We start from the raw sequence: 25,025 nt of genomic DNA, 5'->3' as shown, positions 1-25,025 counted from the left end.
CTCAGGGCAGCTGCATCACCCAGAGGGGCGCCGACCAGACGATGTTGCCGTCGTCCTGGACCAGGCGCGCATAGTAGAAATGGGGGCCGGGCGCGGGCGTGACGGTGACCTCGGCCTGGTCCGTCAGGGGCGTGACGTTGCCATTGCTGCCAGGCACGCCGTGGAAGATGGTGATGGCGGCCGCCTGCCGGCCCGCATCGTTGCTGAAGCTGGCGGACAGTTGCAAGGGCCCCTGGTTGTCGAAGCGCTCACCCATCATCCTGCCATTGGCCGTCAACAGCAGTTGCGCGTGCTTGTCCATGGTGGCAAAGACGCGCCGCGCGCGCAGCGCCTCAAACAGCTGCTCGCGCGACAGCGGCGCGTTGGCCGCATCGGCTTTCACCAGCACGGCCGTGCGGTTGCCGTAGGAGGCGCCCCAGTTGGCGCAGTGGTTGTCCTGGTTGCTGCTGAAGGCCAGGTGGTAGCCGGCCGCCAGCGCCCGGTTGCAGGCCGCCTCGTAATTGCTGCGCCGCGTTTCCGTTTCCTGGTCGTTGCTGGAAAAGGCGGAGGTGTTCATCACTTCGCACAGCACCATGGCCGCGTCGCCGTCCGGCGTGTAGCCGAGCGGCTGGTCGTCGACGAGAAACTGCCCCGTTTGCGCCGGGTGGTTGAACTGGCCCAGCCAGCCCCGCGCGCGCATCAGCGCATACAGGGCGGCGTAGTCGCTTTTCGGCGTTTCCACGTCGGCCAGCAGTTCGCCCTGGGCATTCCTTTCCCAGCCCAGCAACTGATCGCTATTAAAGATGTTCAAATGGCCGCCCTTGTTGATGACGCCCCATTCCATGCCGTACAGGGCCAGGAAGCCGGGGTGGGCATTGGTATAGGCGGCCGCTTCGGCCAGGCCCGTCTGGTACAGCGCTGTCGCTTCGGCCGGCACGGCCGCGCTGTTGGTGCCGTCAGAACCGTCATACATGTGGTTGTGCTCGGACGTCAGCAGGACGTCGAGCCCGTGTTCTTGCGCATATTTGTATGCATCGATGGGACCGTAGGGCGCCGTTTGCGGTTCCTGCGCGCCATGGCAGGCGTCCAGCGGGGCGCCGCCGTCGCTGTGGCGCGTCTGGCTGTGCAGGTTGGCGTAGACGATGCGGTAGGCGGCGCCATTGAGGCGGAGCAAGCCTGCGTGGAACGCGGGCACCTGCGGCGGCGCGGCGCCGGCCCGGTTGACGGCGATGGGCCATACTTGTTCCACGGCCGCTTCCCGGGCCGTGTCCTGGTCCGCCACGGCCAGCAGGCGCAATTCGTACAAGCCGTCCGGCGCCAGCATGCGCCGTTCGCGCGCATCGGCATCGGCGCGGCCATCCCAGGGCAAGCGGATGCTCGTGCCGCCCGCATCGACCTGTTCCGTGCCCGACCAGCGCCGCAGCACGGCCCCTTGCGGGCCGGGGCCGGACAGGGTCAAGGTCCAGCGCACGGCATGGGCGCGGCCTGCGTCCGGATACGTGAGGCGCACAATAAACGTACGTGACTGCGCGCTGCGCGCCTGCGTGGCCCGCGCGCCGCGCGCCGCGTGGAACGGTGCGAATACCGTCGCGTCCAGCTCGCTGTGCTCCCTGGGTTCGGCATCGCCATCTTGCGCCGCGGCACTGCTACTCCACGTGATCAAGAGCGCGCCCACGCAGGCGCACGCGAGCGCACGTGCCACGCCGCGCCATGGCTGCCACTGCCGCAGTTGCCCGAGCATGCCGGCCTCCGCTTCATGAACTCAATGACAATTAGACAATCATTGCACTTTCGAGTTCCGCGACGCACCAAGAAGAGGCGTGCCTGCACCGCCAAATGCCATGATCTGGCGCAAAGTCCGTGCGGATACGACAGCTACCCCTGGACGGGCCTGGCACGGCGCTTGCTAAACAGGTGATACGGATCAACGGCGATCCCTTGAATAAACTTAACAACGGTCCAACGACGGACCACCTGGACAACGGCGTCCGCTCTGGCTGATCTTTTTCATCGGCGGGGCGGGCGCCGTTTTGTTTTATCAACGGGATATTTCGGGAACCTATCATGGCCAGCCAAAAAGCAACGCGCATCGCGCTCTTCTCCCTCGCCACGCCGCCCATGCGCGCATTCCACCTGACGTGGATGGCATTTTTCGTGTGTTTCTTCGCCTGGTTCGCTTGCGCGCCGCTGATGCCGGTCATCAAGGGCGAGTTCGGTCTTTCCCTGGCGCAAGTGGCGAACATCAATATCGCCGCCGTCGCCATCACCATCCTCGTGCGCCTGATCGTCGGCCCCTTGTGCGACCGCTACGGCCCGCGCAAGACCTACACGGGCTTGCTGCTGCTCGGTGCCATCCCCGTGCTGGGCGTGGCCGCCTCGCAAAGCTATGAAAGTTTCCTGTTCTTCCGCCTGGGCATCGGCGCTGTCGGTGCCAGCTTTGTCATCACGCAATATCATACGTCCGTGATGTTCGCGCCCCGCGTCGTGGGCACGGCGAATGCGGCCGCCGCCGGCTGGGGCAATGCGGGCGGCGGCGCGGCGCAGGCGCTGATGCCGCTGCTGCTGGGCGCCGTGCTGATGCTGGGCGTGTCCGAATCGCTGGGCTGGCGCATCGCGCTGCTGGTGCCGGGCGTGCTGATGCTGGGGATGGCCGCGCTGTACTGGCGCTATACGCAGGATTGCCCGGAAGGAAATTACTCGGACTTGCGCGCCGCCGGCGTGGCCATCGAAGGAGGAAAAAAGGGCGGCTGGGACAGCTTCAAGGCCGCCAGCGGCAATTATCGCGTCTGGCTGCTGTTCGTCACCTACGGCGCCTGCTTCGGCATCGAGATCTTCATCCACAATATCGCGGCCGTCTACTACGTCGACCATTTCGGCCTGTCCTTGAAATCGGCGGGCCTGGCCGCCGGCAGCTTCGGCCTGCTGGCCCTGTTTGCCCGCGCGCTGGGCGGCTGGCTGTCCGACAAGCTGGCCCTGCGCGGCAACCTGAACAGCCGCGTCACCCTGCTGTTCATGCTGATGATAGGCGAAGGCGTGGGCTTGCTGTGGTTTGCCAAGGTCGACAGCGTCACGTATGCCGTCATCGCCATGCTGGTCTTCGGCCTGTTCACCCACATGGCCTGCGGCGCCACCTACGCGCTGGTGCCCTTCATCGACAGCCGCGCTCTCGGCGGCGTGGCCGGCATCATCGGCGCGGGCGGCAACGTGGGCGCCGTGGCGGCCGGCTTCCTGATGAAGGGCACGGGCGACATCCGCCAGACATTGACCATCCTCAGCGCCCTGGTGGTGGTCTCGGCCCTGTGCGCCATCGCCGCCCGCTTCACGGGGCTGGCGGCCGAACCGAACATGGCCGCGGCCTGAGGAGACAAGCATGAACCACCCCCTGAAGATCGTCGTCCTTGGCCATGGCATGGTCGGGCATAAATTCCTCGAACGCCTGGCGCTGGAAAGCGCGCCGCACCTGCACGTCACCGTGCTGTGCGAAGAACCGCGCCCCGCCTACGACCGGGTGCACCTGTCCGAATTTTTCAGCGGAAAATCGGCCGAGGACCTCTCCTTGGTGACGCCCGGCTTCTTCGACAAGGACAACGTCGTGTTGAAGCTCAATGCGCGCGCCGTGTCCATCGACCGCGCGGCGAAAACCGTCACGGCCAGCACGGGTGAAGTGCTGGCCTATGACAAACTCGTGTTCGCCACCGGTTCGACGCCGTTCGTGCCGCCGCTGCCGGGCAAGGAGCGCGATGGCTGCTTCGTCTACCGCACCATCGAAGACCTGGAAGCCATGCTGGCCTGGGGCGCCAAGTCGAAAACGGGCGTGGTCATCGGCGGCGGCTTGCTGGGCCTCGAATGTGCGAAAGCCTTGCGCGACCTGAAGCTCGACACCCACGTGGTGGAATTCGCGCCGCGCCTGATGGCCGTGCAGGTGGACGAGGGCGGCGCGCGCGTCCTGCGCCGCAAGATCGAGGAACTGGGCGTGACCGTGCACACGCAAAAGAATACGCTGGCCATCGTTGACGGCGAATCAGCCACGCACCGCATGCAGTTCGCCGACGGCAGCCACCTGGAAGCGGACATGATCGTCTTCTCGGCCGGCATCCGTCCGCGCGACGAACTGGCGCGCGCCTGCGGCCTGGACGTGGGACCGCGCGGCGGCATCGCCATCGACGACAGCTGCCTCACCTCCGACCCGGACATCTATGCGATCGGCGAATGCGCGCTGTGGGGCGGCCTGGTGTTCGGCCTGGTGGCGCCCGGCTACGAGATGGCACGCATCGCCGCCCGCCACCTGTTGCAGGAGGAGGGCGAAGCCTCGTTCAAGGGCGCCGACATGAGCACCAAGCTCAAACTGATGGGCGTGGACGTGGCCAGCCTGGGCGACCCGCACGGCAATGCGCCGGGCAGCCGCTCCTACCAGTTCATGGACGAGCGCAAGCAGATCTACAAGAAGATCGTCGTCTCCGACTGCGGCAAGTATTTGCTGGGCGGCGTGATGGTGGGCGACGCCAGCGAATATGGCACCTTGCTGCAGATGATGTTGAACAAGATCGAGCTGCCCGAGTTCCCCGAATTCCTGATCCTGCCGCAGGCGGACGGCCAGCAAAAGGCGGGCCTCGGCGTGGACGCCTTGCCCGAGTCGGCGCAAATCTGCTCGTGCAACGACGTGTCGAAAGGCGCCTTGTGCGCGGCCGTCGCCGGGGGCGCGACCACCATCGCTGCCCTCAAAAGCTGCACCAAGGCCGGCACCGCCTGCGGCGGCTGCGTGCCGCTGGTGACGCAGATCATGAAGGCGGAAATGCAGAAGCAGGGCCTGGCCGTGAACAATCACGTGTGCGAACACTTTGCGTACTCGCGCCAGGAATTGCACCACCTGGTACGCGTGGGCAAGCTCCGCAGCTTCGGCGAACTCTTGGGCGCGCATGGAAAGGGTCTCGGTTGCGACGTGTGCAAGCCCGTGGCGGCGAATATCCTGGCGTCTTGCTGGAACGATTTCGTGCTGTCGCCCGTGCATGCCAGCCTGCAGGACAGCAATGATTATTTTCTTGGCAATATCCAGAAGGATGGCACGTATTCCGTCGTGCCGCGCATGCCGGGCGGCGAGGTGACGGCCGACGGCTTGATCGCCGTGGGCATGGTGGCGAAAAAATACGGTCTCTATACGAAGATCACGGGCGGCCAGCGCGTCGACCTGTTCGGCGCCCGCGTGGACCAGTTGCCGGCCATCTGGGAAGAGCTGATCGCGGCCGGCTTCGAGTCGGGCCACGCCTACGGCAAATCCTTGCGCACGGTCAAATCGTGCGTCGGCTCCACCTGGTGCCGCTACGGCGTGGCCGACAGCGTGGGCTTTGCGATTCAACTGGAAAACCGCTACAAGGGCTTGCGCACGCCGCACAAGATCAAGTTTGGCGTGTCCGGCTGCACGCGCGAATGCGCCGAGGCGCAGGGCAAGGACATCGGCCTGATCGCCACGGAAAAGGGCTGGAACCTGTACGTGTGCGGCAATGGCGGCATGAAGCCGCGCCACGCGGAACTGCTGGCATCCGATCTGGACGAAGCCTCCCTGGTGCGCTATGTCGACCGCTTTTTGATGTTTTACGTGCGCACGGCCGACCGCCTGCAGCGCACCAGCGTGTGGCGTGACAACCTGGAAGGAGGCCTCGATTACCTCAAGCGCGTCATTGTCGACGACAGCCTGGGCATCGCCCACGAGCTGGAAGCGGACATGCAGCACGTGGTCGACACCTATGCCTGCGAGTGGAAGGAAGCCGTCTCCAACCCCGCCGTGCGCCAGCGCTTCCGCCATTTCGTCAACAGCGGGAATAACGATGAAAACGTGGTGTTTGTCGAAGAGCGGGGCCAGATCCGGCCCGCCACCGTGGACGAGCGCCGTGCCGGCGCCGTCATCCCCATCCTTGCCGTGGAGGCGTGAGCCATGAATGCCATGAATGAATTGAGCGGCACCGTCGCCGACGCCAGCTGGATGGCCGTCTGCCCGCTGGCCGACATCGTGCCCGACACGGGCGTGTGTGCGCTGCTGGGCGGCCGCCACGTGGCCGTGTTCCGCGTCGGCGATGCCGCGCCGCGCGTGTACGCCATCGACAATATCGACCCGAACGCGGGCGCCTCGGTGCTCTCGCGGGGCCTGGTGGGCAGCATCGGCGAGCGCGTCGTGGTGGCGTCGCCGCTGTACAAGCAGCATTTCGACCTGGCCAGCGGCGAGTGCATCGAAGCGCCCGCGCATTCTGTGGACACGTGGCCGGCGCGCGTGCTTGACGGCCTGGTGTGGGTGGCCATATGAACACCGCCGCACGGCCGTCTTTAGTCGTGGTCGGCAACGGCATGGCCGGCATGCGCACGGTCGAGGAATTGCTGAAACTGGCCCCGGACCTGTATGACATCACCGTCTTCGGCGCCGAGCCGCACGGCAATTACAACCGCATTTTGCTCTCCCCGGTGCTGGCCGGCGAAAAGACGGTGGACGACATCATGCTGCACACGCGCGACTGGTATGCGCAAAACGGCATCACCCTGCACGCGGGCGACCCCGTGGTGCGCATCGACCGCCAGGCACGCACCGTGCAGGCGCTGTCCGGCATCACGGTCGCCTATGACCGTTTGCTGCTGGCCACCGGTTCCACGCCCTTCATCGTGCCCGTGCCGGGCCACGAACTGCCCGGCGTGATCGGTTTTCGCGACCTCGACGACGTCGATACCATGCTGCGCGCGGCGCGCCAGCACCGCCACGCGGTCGTCATCGGCGGCGGCTTGCTGGGGCTGGAAGCGGCCAACGGCCTGCAGCGCCAGGGCATGGACGTCACCGTGGTGCACATGGGCGGCGCGCTGATGAACCAGCAGCTCGACGCACCCGCGTCGCTGCTGCTGAAATCGGCGCTGGAAGCGCGCGGCCTGCGCTTTTTGATGCAGGCGAGCACCAGCGTCATTACGGGCACGCGCCGGGTGGAGGGCGTGCAGTTTGCGGACGGCAGCAGCATTCCCGCCGACCTGGTGGTGATGACGGCCGGCGTGCGGCCCAACATCGCCCTGGCGCAGGACGCGGGGCTGCACTGCGAGCGGGCCATCGTCGTCGACGACTGCCTGCAAAGCTACGATCCGCGCGTGTATGCGGTGGGCGAATGCGTGCAGCACCGGCGCGCCACCTTCGGCCTGGTGGCGCCCATCTGGGAGCAGGCGCGCGTGTGCGGCGCCCACCTGGCCGGCGCTGGTCACCGGCGCTATGTGCAGCAGGCCAGCGCCACCAAATTGAAAGTGACGGGCATCGACCTGTATTCGGCCGGCGACATCCTCGGCGGCGAGGGCAGCGAAGACCTGGTGCTGCGCGATCCGCGCCGCGGCATCTACAAGCGCCTGGTGGTGCAGGGCAGCCGCCTGGCCGGCGCCGTGCTGTATGGCGACGTGCAGGACGGTCCCTGGTATTTCGACCTGATCCAGCAGCGCCGCGACATCAGCAAGCTGCGCGCCCATTTATTGTTTGGCCAGGCCCTGTGCGGCCAGGCCGCCTGACCGCGACCAACAGGACACATCCATGACAAGCTGCACGCCCGTAAAAACCACTTGCCCGTACTGCGGCGTCGGCTGCGGCGTGGAAGCGACACGCCTGCCCGATGGCGCCATCCGCATCGCCGGCGACGCCAGCCACCCGGCCAACCTGGGCCGTTTGTGCGTGAAAGGCTCGGCCCTGGGCGACACCGTGGGCCTCGACAACCGCCTGCTGCAGCCGCAGGTGCGCGTCGACGGCGTGCTGCGGCGCGCTTCCTGGGATGCCGCGCTGGACCGGGTGGCGGGCAGCCTGCGCGCCATCATCGATGAACACGGCCCGGACGCCGTGGCCCTGTATGTCTCGGGCCAGCTGTTGACGGAAGATTATTACATTGCCAATAAATTCATGAAAGGCTATGTGGGCAGCGCGAACATCGACACCAATTCGCGCCTGTGCATGTCCTCGGCCGTGGCCGGCCACAAGCGCGCGTTCGGCGAGGATATCGTGCCCGGCTGCTATGAAGACCTGGAACTGGCCGACATGGTGGTGCTGGTGGGCTCGAACACGGCCTGGTGCCACCCGATTTTGTTCCAGCGCATCGCCCGCATCAAGGAAACCCGGCCGGAGATGAAACTGGTGGTGATCGACCCGCGCCGCACGGCCACCTGCGAGCTGGCCGATCTGCACCTGCCCGTGAAGCCGGGCACCGATGTGTGGCTGTTCAACGGCTTGCTGTGTTATCTGGCGCGCGAAGGCACGATCGACGGCGATTTCGTCACGCGGCACAGCCGCGGCCTGGACGAGGCGCTGGCGGCCGCGCACGTGGACTGCGCCGACCCGCTGCAGGTGGCGCGCATCTGCAAGGTCGACCCGCAGGCCCTGCTGGCGTTTTACCAGGCCTTTGCCGCCACGCGCAAGGTGGTCACGGCCTTTTCGCAGGGCGTGAACCAGTCATCCTCCGGCACGGACAAGGTCAACAGCATCATCAACTGCCACCTGGCGACAGGGCGCATCGGCCAGCCCGGCATGGGGCCGTTTTCGCTGACGGGCCAACCGAACGCCATGGGCGGGCGCGAAGTGGGCGGCCTGGCCAATATGCTGGCGACGCACCTGGAACTGGACAATCCGCTGCACCGCGACACCGTGCAAACCTTCTGGGACTCGCCCCGCATGGCGCACAAGCCGGGCCTGAAGGCCTTGGAACTGTTCCACGCGATCGAATCGGGCAAGGTCAAGGCCGTGTGGATCATCGCCACCAACCCGCTGGTCAGCATGCCGGACGCCGAGCAGGTGCGCCGCGCGCTCGACCAATGCGAACTGGTGGTGGTGTCGGACATCAGCGCGCAGTCGGACACGAATGCCCACGCCGACGTGCTGCTGCCCGCGCTGGGCTGGGGCGAGAAGGACGGCACGGTGACGAACTCGGAGCGCCGGATCTCGCGCCAGCGCGCGTTCTTGCCGGCGCCGGGCGAGGCGCGCGCCGACTGGGACGTGCTGTGCGACGTGGCGCGGCGCATGGGCTATGCCGGCTTCGATTTCGCTTCGCCGCAAGCCATTTTTAACGAGCATGCGCGCCTGTCGACCTTCCGCAATAGGGCGGAAACGGCGCGGCTGTTCAACCTGGCTGGCCTGGACAACCTTGATGCGGCGCAATATGACGCGCTGGCGCCGCAACAGTGGCCGCAGGGCCAGGCACGGCTGTTCGGCGACGGCCGCTACGCCCATGCGGACGGGCGCGCGCGCTTCGTGCCGACGGCGCCGCGCGCGCCGCGCAACGCGCCCGACGAAGACTATCCGCTGATCCTCAACACGGGCAGGGTGCGCGACCAGTGGCACACGATGACGCGCACGGGCAAGGCGGCGAAATTGTCGGGCCACGTCGCCGAAGCGTTCATCGACCTCCATCCGCAGGATGCATTGCTGTACAGCGTGCGCGAGGGCGAGCTGGCGCGCATTTCCAGCGCCTGGGGCGCGATGGTGGCGCGCGTCGTGCATGGCGGCGGCATCGCGCGCGGCCAGGTCTTCGTGCCCATCCACTGGAGCGACGCGAATGCCTCCGACGCGCGCGTGGGCGCCGTCGTCAACCCGGTCGTCGACCCCGTCTCGGGCGAACCGGAATTCAAGCATACGCCCGTGCGCATCGAGCAGTTCCGCGTGCACTGGCATGCGTTCGTCCTGAGCCGCACGCCTTTGATTCTCGACGGCGTGGCGCACTGGACGCGCGTGCAGGGCGAGCAATTCCTGCGCTACGAGCTGGCGGGCCGCCAGCGCATCGAGGATTTCGGCGCCTGGGCGCGCGCGCTGCTGGGCGTCACGGACGACAAGGCTGACTGGCTCGATTATGCGGACGCCAGCGCCGGCGTGTACCGCGCCGTGCACCTGGACGAGGGGCGCATCGCGCAATGCGTGTATGTCTCGCCCCGTCCCGACCTGCCGTCGCGCAGCTGGCTGGCCAGCCTGTTTGCGCACGCGCAAATGGAGGCGCTTGATCGCGCCGGCGTGCTGCTGGGCCAGCCGATCGGCAAGGGCATGGATGCGGGACCCACCGTGTGTTCGTGCTTCGGGGTGGGGCGCAACACCATCTGCGCCGCCATCGTGGAACAGCAGCTGACGACGACGGCGCAGGTGACGGCCTGCGTCAAGGCGGGCGGCAATTGCGGCTCCTGCGTGCCCGAGATACGACAATTGCTGCTTGAGGCGCGCAGCGCGGCCTGAAAATCTGTCCTTTCCGGCGCGGCTTTGTTATATTGCCAGCTCTATAACAGAGAGGCAGTGCGATGACAGCAGCACAACACCCCACGGTCTGGCTGACGGGCTTGAGCGGCGCCGGCAAGTCCAGCATCGCCGACGCGCTGGCGCGCCAGCTCAAGGCCCAGGGCCGCGCCGTGGCGGTGCTCGACGGCGACCAGCTGCGCCATGGCCTGAACCGCGACCTGGGGTTTACGCCCGCGGACCGGCATGAAAACATCCGCCGCGTGGCGGAAGTGGCGCGCCTGATGAACGAGGCGGGCCTGCTCGTCGTGGCTGCCTTCATCTCTCCCTACCGCGCCGACCGCGCCATGGCCGCCGCCATCATCGGCGCAGCGCATTTCGTCGAAGTCCACGTCAGCACGCCGCTGGCCGTGTGCGAGGCGCGCGATCCCAAGGGCCTGTATGAAAAGGCGCGCGCCGGGCAGATCGCGCAATTTACGGGCATTTCCGCGCCTTACGAGGCACCGCTGGCGGCCGCGCTGACCCTGGATACGGGCACCTTGGCGCTGGACGAGTCGGTCGAGCGCATTTGCCTGCACCTGCGGCAGCGGCCGTGACGACCTGGCGCAAACGATTGCGCCGGCGCTTTCCCGCCAGCCTGAAGGCGCGCATGAGCGTGGTCGTCTTCCTGCTGGTGCTGTGTGCCGTGGCCCTGCTGGCGCTGGCCACCTTGGCCGTGGCCGAGCGCGGCATGCGCGACGTGACGGGACGGCAGCAGCACGTGTCGCTGTCGAGCGCCGCCGTCTTTATCGATGAAGAATTGAATGCCAGGCGCAATGTGCTGCGCGCGATGGCCGACAGCCTGGCCGCCGCCGGCGGCGCGCACGACGGCGCCAGCCTGCAGCGCTTCCTGGCCGCGCAGACGGTGCTGGGCAGGGAGTTCTACACGGCCGGCGTGGTCGGCATCGACGGGACGGTGCTGGCCAGCGTGAGTCCCTTCAAGCCGCAGGCGGGACTGAACCTGAAGGGCCGCCCTTACTTCGAACAGACGCTGGCGACCCGGCGTTCGGTGATCTCGGCGCCGCTCAACGGCAGCATTTCCGGCATGCCCATCGTGGTGGTGACGCAGCCCGTGTTCGACGCGCAGGGCGCCGTGCGTTATGTGCTGGCGGCCAGCGTCAACCTGCGCCAGCCCGATTTCCTGGGCCGCCTGGGCGCCCTCAAGCCGGGTCCGGGCGGCTACCTGTACATCATGACGAATGAAGGCGTCATCGTCGAGCATCCCGACAAGTCGCGCATCATGCAGCATATCGAAGCGCATGGCCGCATCAGCGAACCGACGCGGCGCGCCATGCAGGGCTTCGAGGGCTGGCTGACGGGCACCACCACGGGCGGCGTCGATGCCCTGTTTGCCTACCACCGCATCGCCGCCACCGGCTGGATACTGGCGTCCGTGTATCCCATGCGCGACGCGTTCGCGCCGCTGCATGCGATCCGCAGCAAGATATTGCTGGCCGCCGTGCTGCTGGCGGCCCTGGCAGGGCTGGCCGGCTGGCGCGTGGTGCTGCGCCTGTTGCAGCCTTTGGCGCGCCTGCGCCACCATGTGCATGAAATCCGCCGCCAGCGGCTGGGCATCGAAGCGCTGCAGATCGAGCGGCGCGACGAGATCGGCGACTTGAGCCGCGATTTCTACTCGCTGGTGGCCGAGCGCGAAATCGCCGAGGCGCAGACGCGCGACAGCGAGCGGCGCCTGAAGCTGCTGACCGACCACGTGCCCGTGGTGATCGTCTACATCGACCGCGAGCACCGCTACCAGTTCATCAATGCCACCTTTGAGCGCTGGTTCGGCGTCCCGGCCAGGGAGAGCCTGATGCATTCCATGCGCGAGGTGCTGGGCGAGGAAGCCTATCAACTGCGCGAGCAGTACCTGCGGCGGGCCTTCCAGGGCGAGGAGGTCGAGTACGAATTCACTGTCGATGCCGGTGCCGCCGCCGGCGTCGGCGAGACGGGGGAGCGCACCTTCCACACCACCTACGTGCCCGACGTGGGCGAGCGCGGCGCGGTGGAGGGCGTGTATGGCCTGATCCACGAAATCACCAAGGTCAAGGCCGTGCATACGGCGTTGCAGTCGGCCGCCGCCACCGACACGCTGACGGGCATCGCCAACCGGCGCCGCTTCGACGAGCAGCTGGACTTGAGCATGCAGCGCACGCGCGCCACGCGCGCGCCGATGGCGCTGGCCTATCTCGACATCGACCGCTTCAAGGCCATCAACGACAGCCTGGGGCACAATGCGGGCGACGCGGTGCTCAGGGAGTTCGCCGCGCGCCTGGCGCGCAGCGTGCGAGCCAGCGACCTGGTGGCGCGTCTGGCCGGCGATGAATTCGTCATCGTCTTCGATGGCGTGAAAAGCGCGGCCGAAGTGCGCCAGATCGGCAACAAGATCCTCGATGCCATCCGCCAGCCGTTCGCGCTGGCCGGCGGCCCGCTGGCGGTCACGACCAGCATCGGCATCGCCATCTTCCGCGAGGGCGCGCTGGCGCCGGCCCAGCTGCTGGACCTGGCCGACCAGGCCCTGTACCAGGCCAAGGGCCAGGGCCGCGACAGCGTGGCGCTGCGCGAGGCGGCGCCTTAGCCACTACAGGGTGGCGCTCCAGTGGTCGAGCTGCCGCGTGGTGGCCGTCACGCCGCCGCAGACGATCACCAGCACGCTGGCATACGGGGCCAGTTGCGGCACCTGCCCGTAGACGGCGGCCAGCGCCGCGCCGCAGGCCGGCTCGACCACCAGGCGATGGTCGTCGATGAAGCGCTGGCAGGCCGCCACGGCCTGGCGGTCGGAAACGACCACGCTGTGGAGCAGGCGCGCCTGGCTGACGGCAAAGGCCTGCGCGCATACCTGGCGCGCCGCCAGCGAGGTGGCGATGCTGCTCACGGCCGGCAGGGCCACGTGTTCGCGCGCGGCCACGGCTGCCGCCAGCGAGGCCGCGCCCTCGGTTTCCACGGCCACCAGGGCCACGTCGTCCCAGCCGTTGCGCTGCAGGCCTTCGGCCACGCCGGCCAGCAAGCCGCCGCCGCCCACCGACAGCACCACGGCATCGGGCTTGACGCCGGCGCGCGCCACTTCGTCGATCATGCCGGCATGGCCCTGCCACAGCAGCGGGTCGTCGAACGGATGCAAAAAGGCGTCCTGCGGCGTGAGCATGGCTTGCGCCAGCGCGTTCGCTTCCTGCCAGGCGGCGCCGTGCACGATGACCTCGGCGCCTTCCTGCACGATCAGGGCCCTGGCCCGTTCGCTGGTCGTTTCCGGCACGACGACGACGACGGGAATGCCCAGCTGGCGGCCCGCGTACGCCACCGCGATGCCCGCGTTGCCGCCCGAAGACGAGATGAAGCGGCGGGCGCCGCGCCGCGCATATTCTTCGCACGCCAGGCCGATGCCGCGGATCTTGAAGGAGCCGGGCGGCTGCAAGGCTTCCAGCTTGAGCCAGACGGCGCGTTCGCTGTGCAGGCTCAGCGCGCGCGAATTCAGTAAGGGGGTTTCGATATGCAGGGCCATGCGTTTTCCAGGTCGTCAGTCAGGCCAGCATCATAGCCGAAGCGCAGGCGCCCAGGCACCACGCTTGCCGGCGTGCCGCTCAATCGAGGCGGTTGTCGGCCACGCGGTAGTGCGGGTCTTCCAGGTCGTTGACTTCCACCATGGGACGCGCCTTGTCCAGGATCGCCAGGCAATCGGGGCTCAGGTGGCGCAGCTGCAGCGTCTTGCCCGCCTGCTGGTAGCGCTGCGCCAGCGCGTCGATCGCCTCGATGGCGGAATGGTCGACCACGCGCGCGCCCGCGAAATCGATCACCACGTGCTGCGGATCTTCCTTCGGCGTGAACAGGGCCGTGAAATTGGCCGTCGAGGCGAAGAACAGCGAGCCTTCCAGCAGGTACACCTTCCGGCCACGTTCATCGGTGCCGGTGCGCGCGGCGATCTGCCTGGCATGCTGCCAGGCGAAGACGAGGGCGGCAAACACCACGCCGGCCAGCACCGCCACCGCCAGGTCCGTCAGCACCGTGATGACGGTCACGCCGACCACGGTGATGGCGTCGGCGCGCGGGATCTTGCGCAGGGTTTGCAGGCTGCCCCAGGCGAAGGTCCTGGCGCAGACGACAAACATCAGGCCCACCAGCGCGGCCAGCGGAATTTTCTCGATCCACGGTGAGAGGAACAGGATAAAGCCCAGCAGCAGCACGCCGGCCACGATGCCCGACAGGCGCGAACGGGCGCCGTTGCCGATATTGATCATGCTCTGGCCTATCATGGCGCAGCCGCCCATCGAGGCGAAGAAGCCGCTGACGATGTTGGCGAGCCCTTGCGCCAGGCTTTCGCGGTTCGGCTTGCCGCGCGTGTCGGTGAGGGTGTCGATCAGGTTGAGGGTCAGCAGCGTCTCCAGCAAGCCGATGGTGGCGAGAACCAGCGCGTACGGGCCGATAATGGCCAGCGTCTCGAGCGTCAGCGGCACCTGCGGGACGTGGAAGCGCGGCAGGCCGCCCGCGATGGAACCCAGGTCGCCGACGGTCTTCGTTTCCAGCCCGCAGGCCCAGACCAGGCCGGCCACCAGCAGGATGGCCGCCAGCGAGGACGGGATGACGGTGGTCAGGCGCGGCAGCAGATAGATGACCAGCACGGTCACGGCCACCAGGGCCAGCATCAGGTAGAGCGGGGCGCCGCTGATCCAGGCGAGCGTGCCGCTGGCATCCGGCGTCTTGAAGTGGCCGAACTGCGCCATGAAGACGACGATGGCCAGGCCGTTGACGAAGCCCAGCATGACGGGGTGGGGCACCATGCGTATCAGCTTGCCCAGGCGGCAGGCGGCAAACAGCATTTGCAGCAGACCCATCAGCACGACGGTGGCGAACAGGTACTCGGCGCCGTGGCTGACGACGAGGCTGACCATCACCACGGCCAGCGCGCCCGTGGCGCCGGAAATCATGCCGGGCCGGCCGCCCAGCGCGGCCGTGATCAGGCACATGAAGAAGGCCGCATACAGGCCGGTGAGGGCGCTGACATGGGCCAGCAGGGCGAAAGCGATCGCTTCCGGTACGAGGGCGAGGGCGACAGTGGCGCCGCTCAGGACATTGACCTTGATGTCGGCCGGGCTGAGTGTGGACATGGACTTCCAATGACAAATGCGGCGCAGCGCGTGCGCGCAGGAATACGGGCGCTGGCCGAAGGCGGCGCCGGGAACGGAGTATGGCGGGACGAGGGGGAACTACATCGGTATGGGCTGTGCGAGTGAGCGGCAGGCCATATTATTACACAGGCAAGCGGGGCCGATCACGGGCCGGACTCGCCTGTGGCGCAGGGCGGCGCAGTTAATTGAGGGGCGCGCTTTTTAGCTGATGCGTGCGCGCCACTTCCTTCATCGCTTCGAGCAGGTCTTCGCGCAGCTGCCGGGGCAGCTTGCCAAAGAACTCCTCGTCGTTCTGGTCGGCCATCTCGGCCAGCACGGGCACCAGCGCTTCGCCTTCCGTCGTCAGCTCGATCGAATGCTGGCGGCGGTCGGCCAGCAGGATCGATTTGCTGACCATGCCCTTGCTTTCCAGGCGGTCGATCAGTTTCGAGACGGCGCCCTTGCTCATGCCGGCCACTTGCGCCAGCACCGTGGGCGAGGTGCAGCCGAGGCGGAACATTTCGCGCAGCACCACCCATTCGGACACCGTCACGCCATTCGCCTCGGCCTTTTTCTGGAAGCTGTGGGAGACGTGGTTGGAGACGAAGCGCAGCCAGTAGCCAAGATGCGCCTCCAGCTCGCTGACGCGGGGAGTATTGGGACGGGACACTGGCGGCATAGCGGCCGCTTCAAAATTATGGCTCATTTCTTTTCCTTCACTGGGCGGCGCAGCCGGCATGGTTATGGCCTTCGCGCTTGCTGTCGAGTGGGTTTGTTTGGGAACTATCGTCTTGCTTGAGGCATTTCTAACACTGATTTCACCGGAAATTATTTACCTGTTATGAGTTTTCTTTATTTCCTTGCTTTCGATATGTAAAAAAGCAATATCAAGCGAATAATCGTCTTGCCGGAGAGGAAGATTAAAAAAATAACGCATGTTGCATCAATGGTAACATCATTTTTGCCGTATTGATAAATATTTCAAGAGGCAAGGTGCGGCCGGCCACACAAGCGTCTGCTCGGCGCGACAGCCTGCCGCTCCGGTCGCGCAGCCGGCTCCGCCCGGGCCATGGCGCGCCGCCTTCAGTCGGCCACGACGACTTTCACGCCGGCCTCGCGCAGCACCTGGGCGAAGCGGGGCGGGGGTGGCGCATCCGTAAACAGCATGTCGACCTGGGCCAGGTCGGCCAGGCGCACCAGGGCCTTGCGGCCGAACTTGTGCTGGTCGGCCACCAGCCACACTTCGCGCGACTGTTCGATGATCGCTTGCGCCACTTTCACTTCGCGCGCATCGAAGTCGCGCAGGCTACCGTCCTCGTCGATGCTGGAAATGCCGATGATGCCGATGTCGACCTTGAACTGGCGGATGAAGTCGATCGTGGCTTCGCCCACGATGCCGCGGTCGCGCCCGCGCACCACGCCGCCGGCCACGATGACTTCGCAGGCGGCATTGTCGGCCAGGATGGCCGCCACGTTCAGGTTGTTCGTCACCACATGCAAGCCCGCGTGCTGGCCCAGCGCGCGCGCCACTTCCTCGGTGGTGGTGCCGATATTGATCAGCAGCGAACAGCCATGCGGCACCTGCGCGGCGACGGCGGCGGCGATGCGCCGCTTGGCCTCGCTGTTGAAGACCTGGCGCTGGCTGTAATCGATGTTTTCCACGGACGAGGGCAAGCCCACGCCGCCGTGGTAGCGGGCCAGCAGGCGCGCCTCTTCCATCTGCTTGACGTCGCGCCGCACGGTTTGCGGCGTCACGCCCAGTTGCTGGGCCAGTTCCTCGACCGACATGGTGAGCTGCTGGCGCACCGCGTCGAGCAGGCGGCGCTGGCGGGGATTCAAAATCATGGGCTTGTCTCTTTAAAAGTCACAAACGAACAAAAACGAACAAATAGTTATTAAAATATGTTGCTATGGGTTCGTATTCTGGCGTAATCTTATTCATATTGCATACGTATCACTCAATAGTGATTAGTGATCTTAACGACAGTCGCCGGCAGTGCCTAGTCTTTCCTGGCGAGCCGCGCTGGATAACGATGGAGTTCCGATGGCCGCAGCACAGCAGGATGTGAAAGCAGCGACAGCAGCGATGGAGTGCGACCTGCTGGTCGTCGGCGGCGGCATCAACGGCGCCGGCATCGCGCGCGACGCGGCGGGGCGGGGCCTGTCCGTGCTGCTGTGCGAACAGGACGACCTGGCCGCGCATACCTCGTCGGCGTCGACCAAGCTGATACACGGCGGCCTGCGCTACCTCGAATACTATGAATTCGGCCTCGTGCGCAAGGCGCTGATCGAGCGCGAAGTGCTGCTGCGCTCGGCGCCCCACATCATGTGGCCGCTGCGCTTTGTCATGCCGCATGCGCAGGGCCAGCGCCCGGCCTGGCTGATACGCGCCGGCCTGTTCCTCTACGACATGCTGGCGAAGCGCGAAATCCTGCCCGCCTCGCACGGCATCGACCTGACGCGCCATGCGGCCGGAGCACCGTTAAAACCCGAGTTCAAGCGCGGCTTCGTGTATTCCGACGGCTGGGTCGACGATGCGCGCCTGGTGGTGCTCAATGCCATGGATGCGGCGGAAAAGGGCGCGGCCATCCTCACGCGCACGCGCTGCGCGGCCCTGGCGCGCGACGCTGACGGCTGGCTGGCGACCCTGCGGCACAGCGATGGCCGCGCACTGTCGCTGCGCGCGCGCGCCGTCGTCAATGCGGCGGGACCGTGGACGGCCGAATTCCTGCAGCAGGCGGCGCCTGGCGGACAGGGCCGACATTTGCGCCTGATCAAGGGCAGCCATATCGTCGTCAAGCGCCTGTTCGAGCATGATCATGCGTATATCTTCCAGCATCCGGACGGCCGCATCGTGTTTGCCATTCCGTATGAGCAAGACTTTACCCTGATCGGCACGACCGACCTCGACTATCACGGCGACAGCGGCAAGGTGGAAATCGATGACGAGGAAATTCGTTACTTGTGTGAACTTTCAAGTTACTATTTCAGCAAGCCCATCGTGCCAGACGATGTCGTGTGGACGTATGCGGGCGTGCGTCCGCTGGTCGAAGACGCGGCGGCCGATGCCAAGGCCGTCACGCGCGATTACCGCTTCGAACTGGACCAGGACGGCGCGCCGCTGCTGAGTATTTTCGGCGGCAAGATCACCACCTTCCGCAAGCTGGCCGAGGAAGCGCTGGATCTGCTGGAACCGCTGCTGGCGCGCGGGCCGGGCAGGGCGCGCGGCGCCTGGACGGAACATGCCTGCCTGCCCGGCGGCGACCTGCACGGCGCGGTGCCGCAAAACCGTTCCGTACGCGACTTCGGCCAGTTCGTGCAGGGCTTGCAGCGGCAGTACGCGTGGCTGCCGGCGGCGCTGGTGGCGCGCTATGCGCGCGCCTACGGCACCCGCATCCACGTGCTGCTCGACGGGCGGACGGATGTGGCGGCCATGGGCGAGGAACTCGGCGCCGGCCTGTACGCGGCGGAAGTCGATTATTTGCGGCGCCATGAATGGGCCGTCAGCGCGGCCGACATCCTGTGGCGGCGCTCCAAGCTGGGCCTGCACCTGCCGCGCGAGACGGCGGGCACGCTCGACGCGTGGCTGGCGCGGCATCCGCTGGCGTAGCGATGCGGTAGCAGGACGACGACCGTGCCCCGTCAGAGGGCGCGGCGAAAAGCATCAGAATATTCACTGGAGGAGAAACACGTGCAACTTGTATTGGAAGATATCAGCAAGAAGCAGGGCGCTGACACGTATTTATATCCGATGTCGCTGGCGCTGGTGCCGGGCGCCATCAATGTCTTGCTCGGCACCACGCGTGCCGGCAAGACGACCTTGATGCGCGTGATGGCCGGCCTGGACAAGCCTAGCGGCGGCAAGGTCCTGGCCGACGGCGTCGACGTGACGGGCGTGCCCGTCAGCAAACGCAACCTGGCCATGGTGTACCAGCAATTCATCAACTATCCGGCCTTCACCGTCTACGACAATATCGCCTCGCCCTTGCGCTTGCGCAAGGAGCCCGAGGAGCAGATCCGCACGAAAGTGCTGGCGCTGGCCGAGCGCCTGCACATCACGCCCTACCTGCAGCGCACGCCCGGCGAATTGTCCGGCGGGCAGCAGCAGCGCACGGCGCTGGGGCGCGCGCTGATCAAGGATGCCTCGCTGCTGCTGCTCGACGAGCCCCTGGTCAACCTCGACTACAAATTGCGCGAGGAATTGCGCCGCGAATTGACGGAACTGTTTTCCAGCGGCAGCACGACGGTCGTGTATGCGACCACGGAACCGCTGGAAGCGCTGCAGCTGGGCGGCCACGTGGCCGTGCTGCACGAGGGACGCTTGCTGCAGCAGGGACCGACGCTGGACGTCTTCAACGCCCCCCATTCCATCGACGTGGCGCGCACCTTCAGCGACCCGCCGATCAACCTGATTCCCGCGCGCGTCGATGCGCAGGGCGTGGCGCAGGCGGCGGACGGCCTGGCCATCCACCTGAGCGGCGCGCAGCGCGCCCGCCTCGGCGAGCGGCGCGAGGTGATCCTCGGCGTGCGCGCGCACAGCCTGCATCTGTCTCCGCAGTCCGAGGGCGACGTGGCCATCGCAGCGACGGTGGACCTGGCCGAAATCAGCGGCTCGGAAACCTATGTGCATGCGCGCCGCGGCGAGCTGGCCCTGGTGGCCCAGCTCGGCGGCGTGCACAACCTGGAGATCGGCAGCGCCTGCACCGTGTATTGCCAGCCGCATGCCTTGCTGATCTTCGCGGACGATGGCGGGCTGCTGTTTGCTCCTGCGCAAGGAGGAGTGTGACATGGCGCGCATCGAACTGATCGACCTGGCCCACGCCTACAAACCGAACCCGTCTGTTCCCGCCGACTATGCGCTGCGGCCCATGAGCATGGAATGGCACGACGGCGGCGCCTACGCCTTGCTGGGACCGTCCGGCTGCGGCAAGACGACCTTGCTCAATATTATCTCCGGCCTCGTCAAACCGTCGCATGGCAAGGTGCTGTTCGACGGCAAGGACGTGACGCAATTGCCCACGGAAGCACGCAATATCGCGCAAGTGTTCCAGTTTCCCGTCATCTACGACACCATGACCGTGCACGACAACCTGGCGTTTCCGCTGCGCAATCGCGGCTGGAAAGAGGCCGAAGTGCGCAAGCGCGTGCAGCAGGTGGCGCAGATGCTGGAATTGACGGGCGACCTGAAATTGCGCGCCAGCGGCTTGTCCGTGGACGCCAAGCAAAAGATTTCGCTGGGACGGGGGCTTGTGCGCCCCGACGTGGCGGCCGTGCTGTTCGACGAACCGCTGACGGTGATCGATCCGCATTTGAAATGGCTGTTGCGCAGAAAGTTGAAGGAAATCCACCACGAACTGAAATTGTCCCTGATCTACGTCACGCACGACCAGGTGGAAGCCTTGACCTTTGCCGACCAGGTGGTCGTCATGACGCAGGGCGAAGTGGTGCAGACGGGCAGCGCGCAGGCGCTGTTCGAGGAACCCGAGCACACCTTTGTCGGCTATTTCATCGGCAACCCGGGCATGAATTTGCTCGATTGCACCCTCGACGATGGCGGGGCGAGGGTGGCGGGGCAGCCGCTGGCCTTGTCCGCCGCCGCCCGCGCCGCGCTCTCGGGCGCGCAAGGGAAAATCACGCTGGGCGTGCGGCCGGAATTTGTCGCATGCCTGAAAGCGGGCGAGGGGAATGACCATTGCCTGGACGCCACGGTGACGGCCGTGCGCAACATGGGCACGCACTACCTGGCGGAATTCCAGCTGGGGGGCGCGACGGTGGCGGCCAAGCTGCGCGCCATCGACGCGGTGGTCGGTGAGGTGGTGCGGCTGCGTTTTCCGCCGCAACGCACCTTGTTTTATGTCAACGATAAGCGGGTGGCCTGATGATACATAATGGTAAAACCGATAACAACCGCCGCGCCTGGCTATTGATCGCGCCCGTGTTGCTGTGCGTGGCCTTTTCCGCCATCCTGCCCCTGATGACGGTGGTGAACTATTCCGTGCAGGATATCCTGAGCCCCACGCAAAAGGTGTTCGTGGGTACGGAGTGGTTCCGCATGGTCATGCTCGACGGCGACCTGCACAGCGCGCTGCTGCGCCAGCTGCTGTTTTCCGGCTCCGTGCTGGCGATCCAGATTCCGCTCGGTATCCTGATCGCCCTGTGCATGCCGGCCGATGGCTGGAAGGCCTCGCTGGCGCTGGTGCTCATCGCGCTGCCCTTGCTGATCCCCTGGAACGTGGTGGGCACCATCTGGCAAATCTTTGGCCGTGGCGACATCGGCCTGATGGGCTACACCCTGAACCAGCTGGGCATTCACTATAACTACAACGGCAACTCGCTCGACGCCTGGCTGACGGTGATGGTGATGGATATCTGGCACTGGACGCCGCTGGTGGTGCTGCTGTGCTATGCGGGTCTGCGCGCCATTCCCGACGCGTATTACCAGGCGGCACGCATCGACGGCGCCTCGCGCCTGGCCGTGTTCCGCTACATCCAGCTGCCGAAACTGCGCAATGTGCTGATGATCGCCGTCTTGCTGCGCTTCATGGACAGTTTCATGATCTATACGGAACCGTTCGTGCTGACCGGTGGCGGACCGGGCAATGCCACCACCTTCTTGTCGCAGTATCTGACGCAAAAGGCCGTGGGCCAGTTCGACCTGGGGCCGGCCTCGGCGTTTTCATTGATTTACTTCCTGATCATCCTGCTGTTCTGCTTCGTGCTGTACACCTGGATGCAGCGCGTCGGTACGGGAGACCAGAAATGATGCACAAGAAAATGAGCAGTGCCATCCTCGCGGTCTTTTTGCTGGCGTCATTGTTGCCCATCTACTGGATGCTCAATATGTCGCTCAAGACCAACGAGGAAATCGTCGGCGTGCTGAGCCTGTGGCCGCAGCAGCTCACGTTTGCCAACTACCGTACCATCTTCACCGATGCCTCGTGGTACAGCGGCTACATCAATTCCATGATCTACGTGGCGCTGAACATGGTGATGTCGGTGACGGTCGCCTTGCCGGCAGCGTATGCGTTTTCGCGCTATAACTTCGTCGGCGACAAGCATTTGTTCTTCTGGCTGCTGACCAACCGCATGACGCCGCCCGCCGTCTTCCTCGTACCGTTCTTCCAGCTGTATTCGACGGTGGGCCTGATGGATACGCATCTGGCCGTGGCGCTGGCGCACATGGTGTTCAACGTGCCGCTGGCCGTGTGGATTTTGGAGGGCTTCATGTCCGGCGTGCCCAAGGAAATCGACGAGACGGCGTATATCGATGGCTACAGCTTCCCGCGCTTCTTCATCCGCATCTTCTTGCCGATGATCAAGTCAGGCGTGGGCGTGACGGCCTTCTTCTGCTTCATGTTCAGCTGGGTGGAACTGCTGCTGGCGCGCACCTTGACCTCGGTCAATGCCAAGCCCATCGCCGCCACCATGACGCGCACCGTCTCGGCGGCCGGCATGGACTGGGGCGTGCTGGCGGCGGCCGGCGTGCTCACCATCGTGCCCGGCGCGCTGGTGATCTGGTTCGTGCGGCATTACATAGCCAAGGGTTTTGCGATGGGGAGGGTGTGACATGGAAACAAACGATAGTACGGCCAGCCTGTTCGGCTGGATGGCGTGGACGCCCGAAGTGGCCGTCTTTTTCATCTGCATAGGCCTGATGCTGGCCGGCATGGCGGTGTGGCAAATCCGCTCGCCCAGCATAGCACGCAAGGGCTTTTTGCCCATGCCGACCACGCGCGGCGACCGCCTGTTCATCGGCCTGCTTACTGCCGCCTACGTGAATCTGGCCTGGGCGGGGTTCACGGAAATGCAGCAGCCGATAGGCGCCGCCATCAGTTTTGTGTTGTTGTTAATATTGATGCGTTGGGGGTGAGGGCGCCAGACGTCTGTCAGGCGCTACAAGTGAGGTGTGTTACGTCGTAGAAGAAAAAACGGTCCGCCTTTGGCAGGCCGTATGACAACTAAAAAGGAGATTCACGATGAAATTGAAGTTCACGGTCTTCGCGGCTGCGGCCATGCTCGTGTCGAATGCGGCCCTGGCCGACGCCAAGCAGGCGCAAACCTGGATCGACAAGGAATTCCAGCCATCGAGCCTGAGCAAGCAGCAGCAGCTGGCTGAAATGCAGTGGTTCATTGATGCGGCCGCCAAGCTGAAGGCGAAAGGCATCAAGGAAATTTCCGTGGTCTCGGAAACCATCGACACCCACGTCTACGAATCGAAGACCCTGGCCAAGGCCTTCGAGGACATCACGGGCATCAAGGTGCGCCACGACATCATCCAGGAAGGCGACGTGGTGGAAAAGCTGCAGACGTCGATGCAGTCGGGCAAGAGCATCTATGACGGCTGGATTTCCGATTCCGACCTGATCGGCACGCACTACCGCTATGGCGCCGTGGAACCGCTGTCCGACTACATGGCCGCCAAGGGCAAGGAATTCACGAATCCCGGCCTGGACCTGAAGGATTTCATCGGCATCAGCTTCACGACGGCGCCGGACGGCAAGGTGTACCAGCTGCCCGACCAGCAATTTGCCAACCTGTACTGGTTCCGCGCCGACTGGTTCGCGCGCAAGGACTTGCAAGCCAAGTTCAAGGCCAAGTATGGCTACGAGCTGGGCGTGCCGCAGAACTGGTCCGCCTATGAAGACATCGCCGACTTCTTCACCAATGACGTGAAGGAACTGGACGGCAAGAAAGTCTACGGCCACATGGATTACGGCAAGAAAGATCCGTCGCTGGGCTGGCGCTTCACCGATGCCTGGCTGTCGATGGCTGGCGCGGCCGACAAGGGCATCCCGAACGGCATGCCCGTCGATGAGTGGGGCATCAAGGTGGCGGCCGACAAGTGCACGCCGGTCGGCGCATCCGTTTCGCGCGGCGGCGCCACGAATTCGCCGGCGGCTGTATTTGCGCTGACGAAATATATCGACTGGATGAAGAAATACGCGCCGCCGCAGGCCAACGGCATGAATTTCTCGGAAGCGGGCCCCGTGCCGGCGCAGGGCGAAGTGGCGCAGCAAATCTTCTGGTACACGGCATTTACGGCCGGCATGACGAAACCGGGCTTGCCAGTAGTCAACAAGGACGGCACGCCGAAATGGCGCATGGCGCCGTCGCCGCACGGCCCGTACTGGAAAGAGGGCATGCAGAACGGCTACCAGGACGTCGGCTCGTGGTTCCTGTTCAAGTCCACGCCGGATGACCGCAAGGCGGCCGCCTGGCTGTATGCGCAGTTCGTCACGTCGAAAACCGTGTCGCTGAAGAAATCCATCGTCGGCCTGACCTTCATCCGCGATTCCGACATCCGCCACGATTACTTCACCAAGCACGCGAACGAGTACGGCGGCTTGATCGAGTTCTACCGCAGTCCCGCCCGCGTGGCGTGGACGCCAACCGGCAACAACGTGCCCGACTATCCGAAGCTGGCCCAGCTGTGGTGGAAGAACGTCGCCACGGCCATCACGGCGGAAAAAACGCCGCAAGCGGCCATGGATAACCTGGCCGAGGAAATGGACCAGGTCATGGCGCGCCTGCAGCGGGCCGGCATGAAGGCGTGCGCGCCCAAGCTCAATCCGAAAGGCGACCCGAACCAGTATCTGTCGGACCAGCACGCCCCATGGAAAAAGCTGGCGAATGAAAAGCCCAAGGGCGAAACCATTGCCTACGATAAATTATTGCAGGCTTGGAAGGAAGGCAAGGTAAGGTAG

The 25,025-nt window shown here is 65.5% G+C and carries 19 protein-coding genes; 14 read left to right on the top strand and 5 right to left on the bottom strand.

From position 1 onward, the window contains the following. Position 1 precedes the first annotated feature (1 nt). On the bottom strand, positions 2 to 1,720 hold the full coding sequence (locus AC3RCJ_RS19805) for a CehA/McbA family metallohydrolase (RefSeq protein WP_492963977.1): 1,719 nt from the start codon (positions 1,718 to 1,720) through the stop codon (positions 2 to 4). Positions 1,721 to 2,043: 323 nt separating this feature from the next. Between AC3RCJ_RS19805 and AC3RCJ_RS19800 the strand changes: the two genes are divergently transcribed. The 7 genes from AC3RCJ_RS19800 (at position 2,044) to AC3RCJ_RS19770 (ending at position 12,800) form a co-directional block, all read left to right on the top strand. Further along, positions 2,044 to 3,339: an MFS transporter gene (locus AC3RCJ_RS19800; RefSeq protein WP_492963975.1), complete on the top strand. Its 1,296-nt coding sequence runs from the start codon at positions 2,044 to 2,046 to the stop codon at positions 3,337 to 3,339. 10 nt (positions 3,340 to 3,349) lie between these two features. Then, positions 3,350 to 5,905 (top strand): nitrite reductase large subunit NirB, encoded by a 2,556-nt coding sequence (gene nirB, locus AC3RCJ_RS19795; RefSeq protein ID WP_492963973.1) that lies wholly within the window; start codon positions 3,350 to 3,352, stop codon positions 5,903 to 5,905. Between the two features lie 12 nt (positions 5,906 to 5,917). After that, a complete protein-coding gene (gene nirD, locus AC3RCJ_RS19790) occupies positions 5,918 to 6,274 on the top strand; it encodes a nitrite reductase small subunit NirD (RefSeq protein WP_492963987.1) in 357 nt (118 codons plus the stop codon). Continuing rightward, on the top strand, positions 6,271 to 7,497 hold the full coding sequence (locus AC3RCJ_RS19785) for an NAD(P)/FAD-dependent oxidoreductase (RefSeq protein ID WP_492963971.1): 1,227 nt from the start codon (positions 6,271 to 6,273) through the stop codon (positions 7,495 to 7,497). Before nirD ends, AC3RCJ_RS19785 begins: the two co-directional genes overlap by 4 nt. Positions 7,498 to 7,519: 22 nt before the next feature. Then, the gene (locus AC3RCJ_RS19780; RefSeq protein WP_492963969.1) at positions 7,520 to 10,189 is read left to right on the top strand and encodes a molybdopterin-dependent oxidoreductase; all 2,670 of its coding nucleotides are present in this window, start codon (positions 7,520 to 7,522) and stop codon (positions 10,187 to 10,189) included. 62 nt (positions 10,190 to 10,251) lie between these two features. Continuing rightward, entirely contained in the window at positions 10,252 to 10,782 is a 531-nt protein-coding gene (gene cysC / locus AC3RCJ_RS19775) for an adenylyl-sulfate kinase (protein ID WP_492963967.1), read from the top strand. Then, complete coding sequence (locus AC3RCJ_RS19770) at positions 10,779 to 12,800, top strand: diguanylate cyclase domain-containing protein (protein WP_492963965.1); 2,022 nt, start codon at positions 10,779 to 10,781, stop codon at positions 12,798 to 12,800. The genes cysC and AC3RCJ_RS19770 overlap by 4 nt, the downstream gene beginning before the upstream one ends. Before the next feature lie 3 nt (positions 12,801 to 12,803). Here the strand turns inward: AC3RCJ_RS19770 and AC3RCJ_RS19765 are convergent, their stop codons facing one another. From AC3RCJ_RS19765 to AC3RCJ_RS19750, 4 genes are all read right to left on the bottom strand, one after another. After that, the gene (locus AC3RCJ_RS19765; RefSeq protein ID WP_492963963.1) at positions 12,804 to 13,721 is read right to left on the bottom strand and encodes a pyridoxal-phosphate dependent enzyme; all 918 of its coding nucleotides are present in this window, start codon (positions 13,719 to 13,721) and stop codon (positions 12,804 to 12,806) included. A gap of 79 nt (positions 13,722 to 13,800) precedes the next feature. Continuing rightward, positions 13,801 to 15,321 carry a SulP family inorganic anion transporter gene (locus tag AC3RCJ_RS19760; RefSeq protein ID WP_492963961.1) on the bottom strand — a complete coding sequence of 507 codons (1,521 nt, stop codon included), beginning with the start codon at positions 15,319 to 15,321 and terminating at the stop codon, positions 13,801 to 13,803. Between the two features lie 202 nt (positions 15,322 to 15,523). Continuing rightward, positions 15,524 to 16,027 (bottom strand): MarR family winged helix-turn-helix transcriptional regulator, encoded by a 504-nt coding sequence (locus AC3RCJ_RS19755; RefSeq protein ID WP_492963959.1) that lies wholly within the window; start codon positions 16,025 to 16,027, stop codon positions 15,524 to 15,526. A 377-nt stretch (positions 16,028 to 16,404) separates the two neighbouring features. Further along, positions 16,405 to 17,166: a DeoR/GlpR family DNA-binding transcription regulator gene (locus AC3RCJ_RS19750; RefSeq protein ID WP_492963956.1), complete on the bottom strand. Its 762-nt coding sequence runs from the start codon at positions 17,164 to 17,166 to the stop codon at positions 16,405 to 16,407. Positions 17,167 to 17,365: 199 nt separating this feature from the next. Between AC3RCJ_RS19750 and glpD the strand changes: the two genes are divergently transcribed. The 7 genes from glpD (at position 17,366) to AC3RCJ_RS19715 (ending at position 25,025) form a co-directional block, all read left to right on the top strand. Next, complete coding sequence (glpD, locus tag AC3RCJ_RS19745) at positions 17,366 to 18,931, top strand: glycerol-3-phosphate dehydrogenase (protein WP_492963954.1); 1,566 nt, start codon at positions 17,366 to 17,368, stop codon at positions 18,929 to 18,931. An 81-nt stretch (positions 18,932 to 19,012) separates the two neighbouring features. Then, positions 19,013 to 20,107 (top strand): ABC transporter ATP-binding protein, encoded by a 1,095-nt coding sequence (locus tag AC3RCJ_RS19740; RefSeq protein WP_492963952.1) that lies wholly within the window; start codon positions 19,013 to 19,015, stop codon positions 20,105 to 20,107. 1 nt (position 20,108) lies between these two features. Next, positions 20,109 to 21,200 (top strand): ABC transporter ATP-binding protein, encoded by a 1,092-nt coding sequence (locus AC3RCJ_RS19735; protein WP_492963950.1) that lies wholly within the window; start codon positions 20,109 to 20,111, stop codon positions 21,198 to 21,200. Continuing rightward, a complete protein-coding gene (locus AC3RCJ_RS19730) occupies positions 21,200 to 22,084 on the top strand; it encodes a carbohydrate ABC transporter permease (RefSeq protein WP_492963948.1) in 885 nt (294 codons plus the stop codon). Before AC3RCJ_RS19735 ends, AC3RCJ_RS19730 begins: the two co-directional genes overlap by 1 nt. Next, positions 22,081 to 22,887, top strand: coding sequence for a carbohydrate ABC transporter permease (locus tag AC3RCJ_RS19725; RefSeq protein WP_492963946.1), 807 nt, complete (start codon positions 22,081 to 22,083; stop codon positions 22,885 to 22,887). The genes AC3RCJ_RS19730 and AC3RCJ_RS19725 overlap by 4 nt, the downstream gene beginning before the upstream one ends. Positions 22,888 to 22,915: 28 nt before the next feature. Beyond that, positions 22,916 to 23,191, top strand: coding sequence for a DUF2160 domain-containing protein (locus AC3RCJ_RS19720; RefSeq protein WP_492963986.1), 276 nt, complete (start codon positions 22,916 to 22,918; stop codon positions 23,189 to 23,191). 106 nt (positions 23,192 to 23,297) lie between these two features. After that, positions 23,298 to 25,025, top strand: coding sequence for an ABC transporter substrate-binding protein (locus AC3RCJ_RS19715; protein WP_492963944.1), 1,728 nt, complete (start codon positions 23,298 to 23,300; stop codon positions 25,023 to 25,025).

Source organism: Janthinobacterium sp. GW822-FHT07H11 (assembly GCF_058798615.1).
The sequence above is the reverse complement of the archived record's forward strand: the minus strand, read 5'-3'. Positions and strand labels throughout refer to the sequence as shown.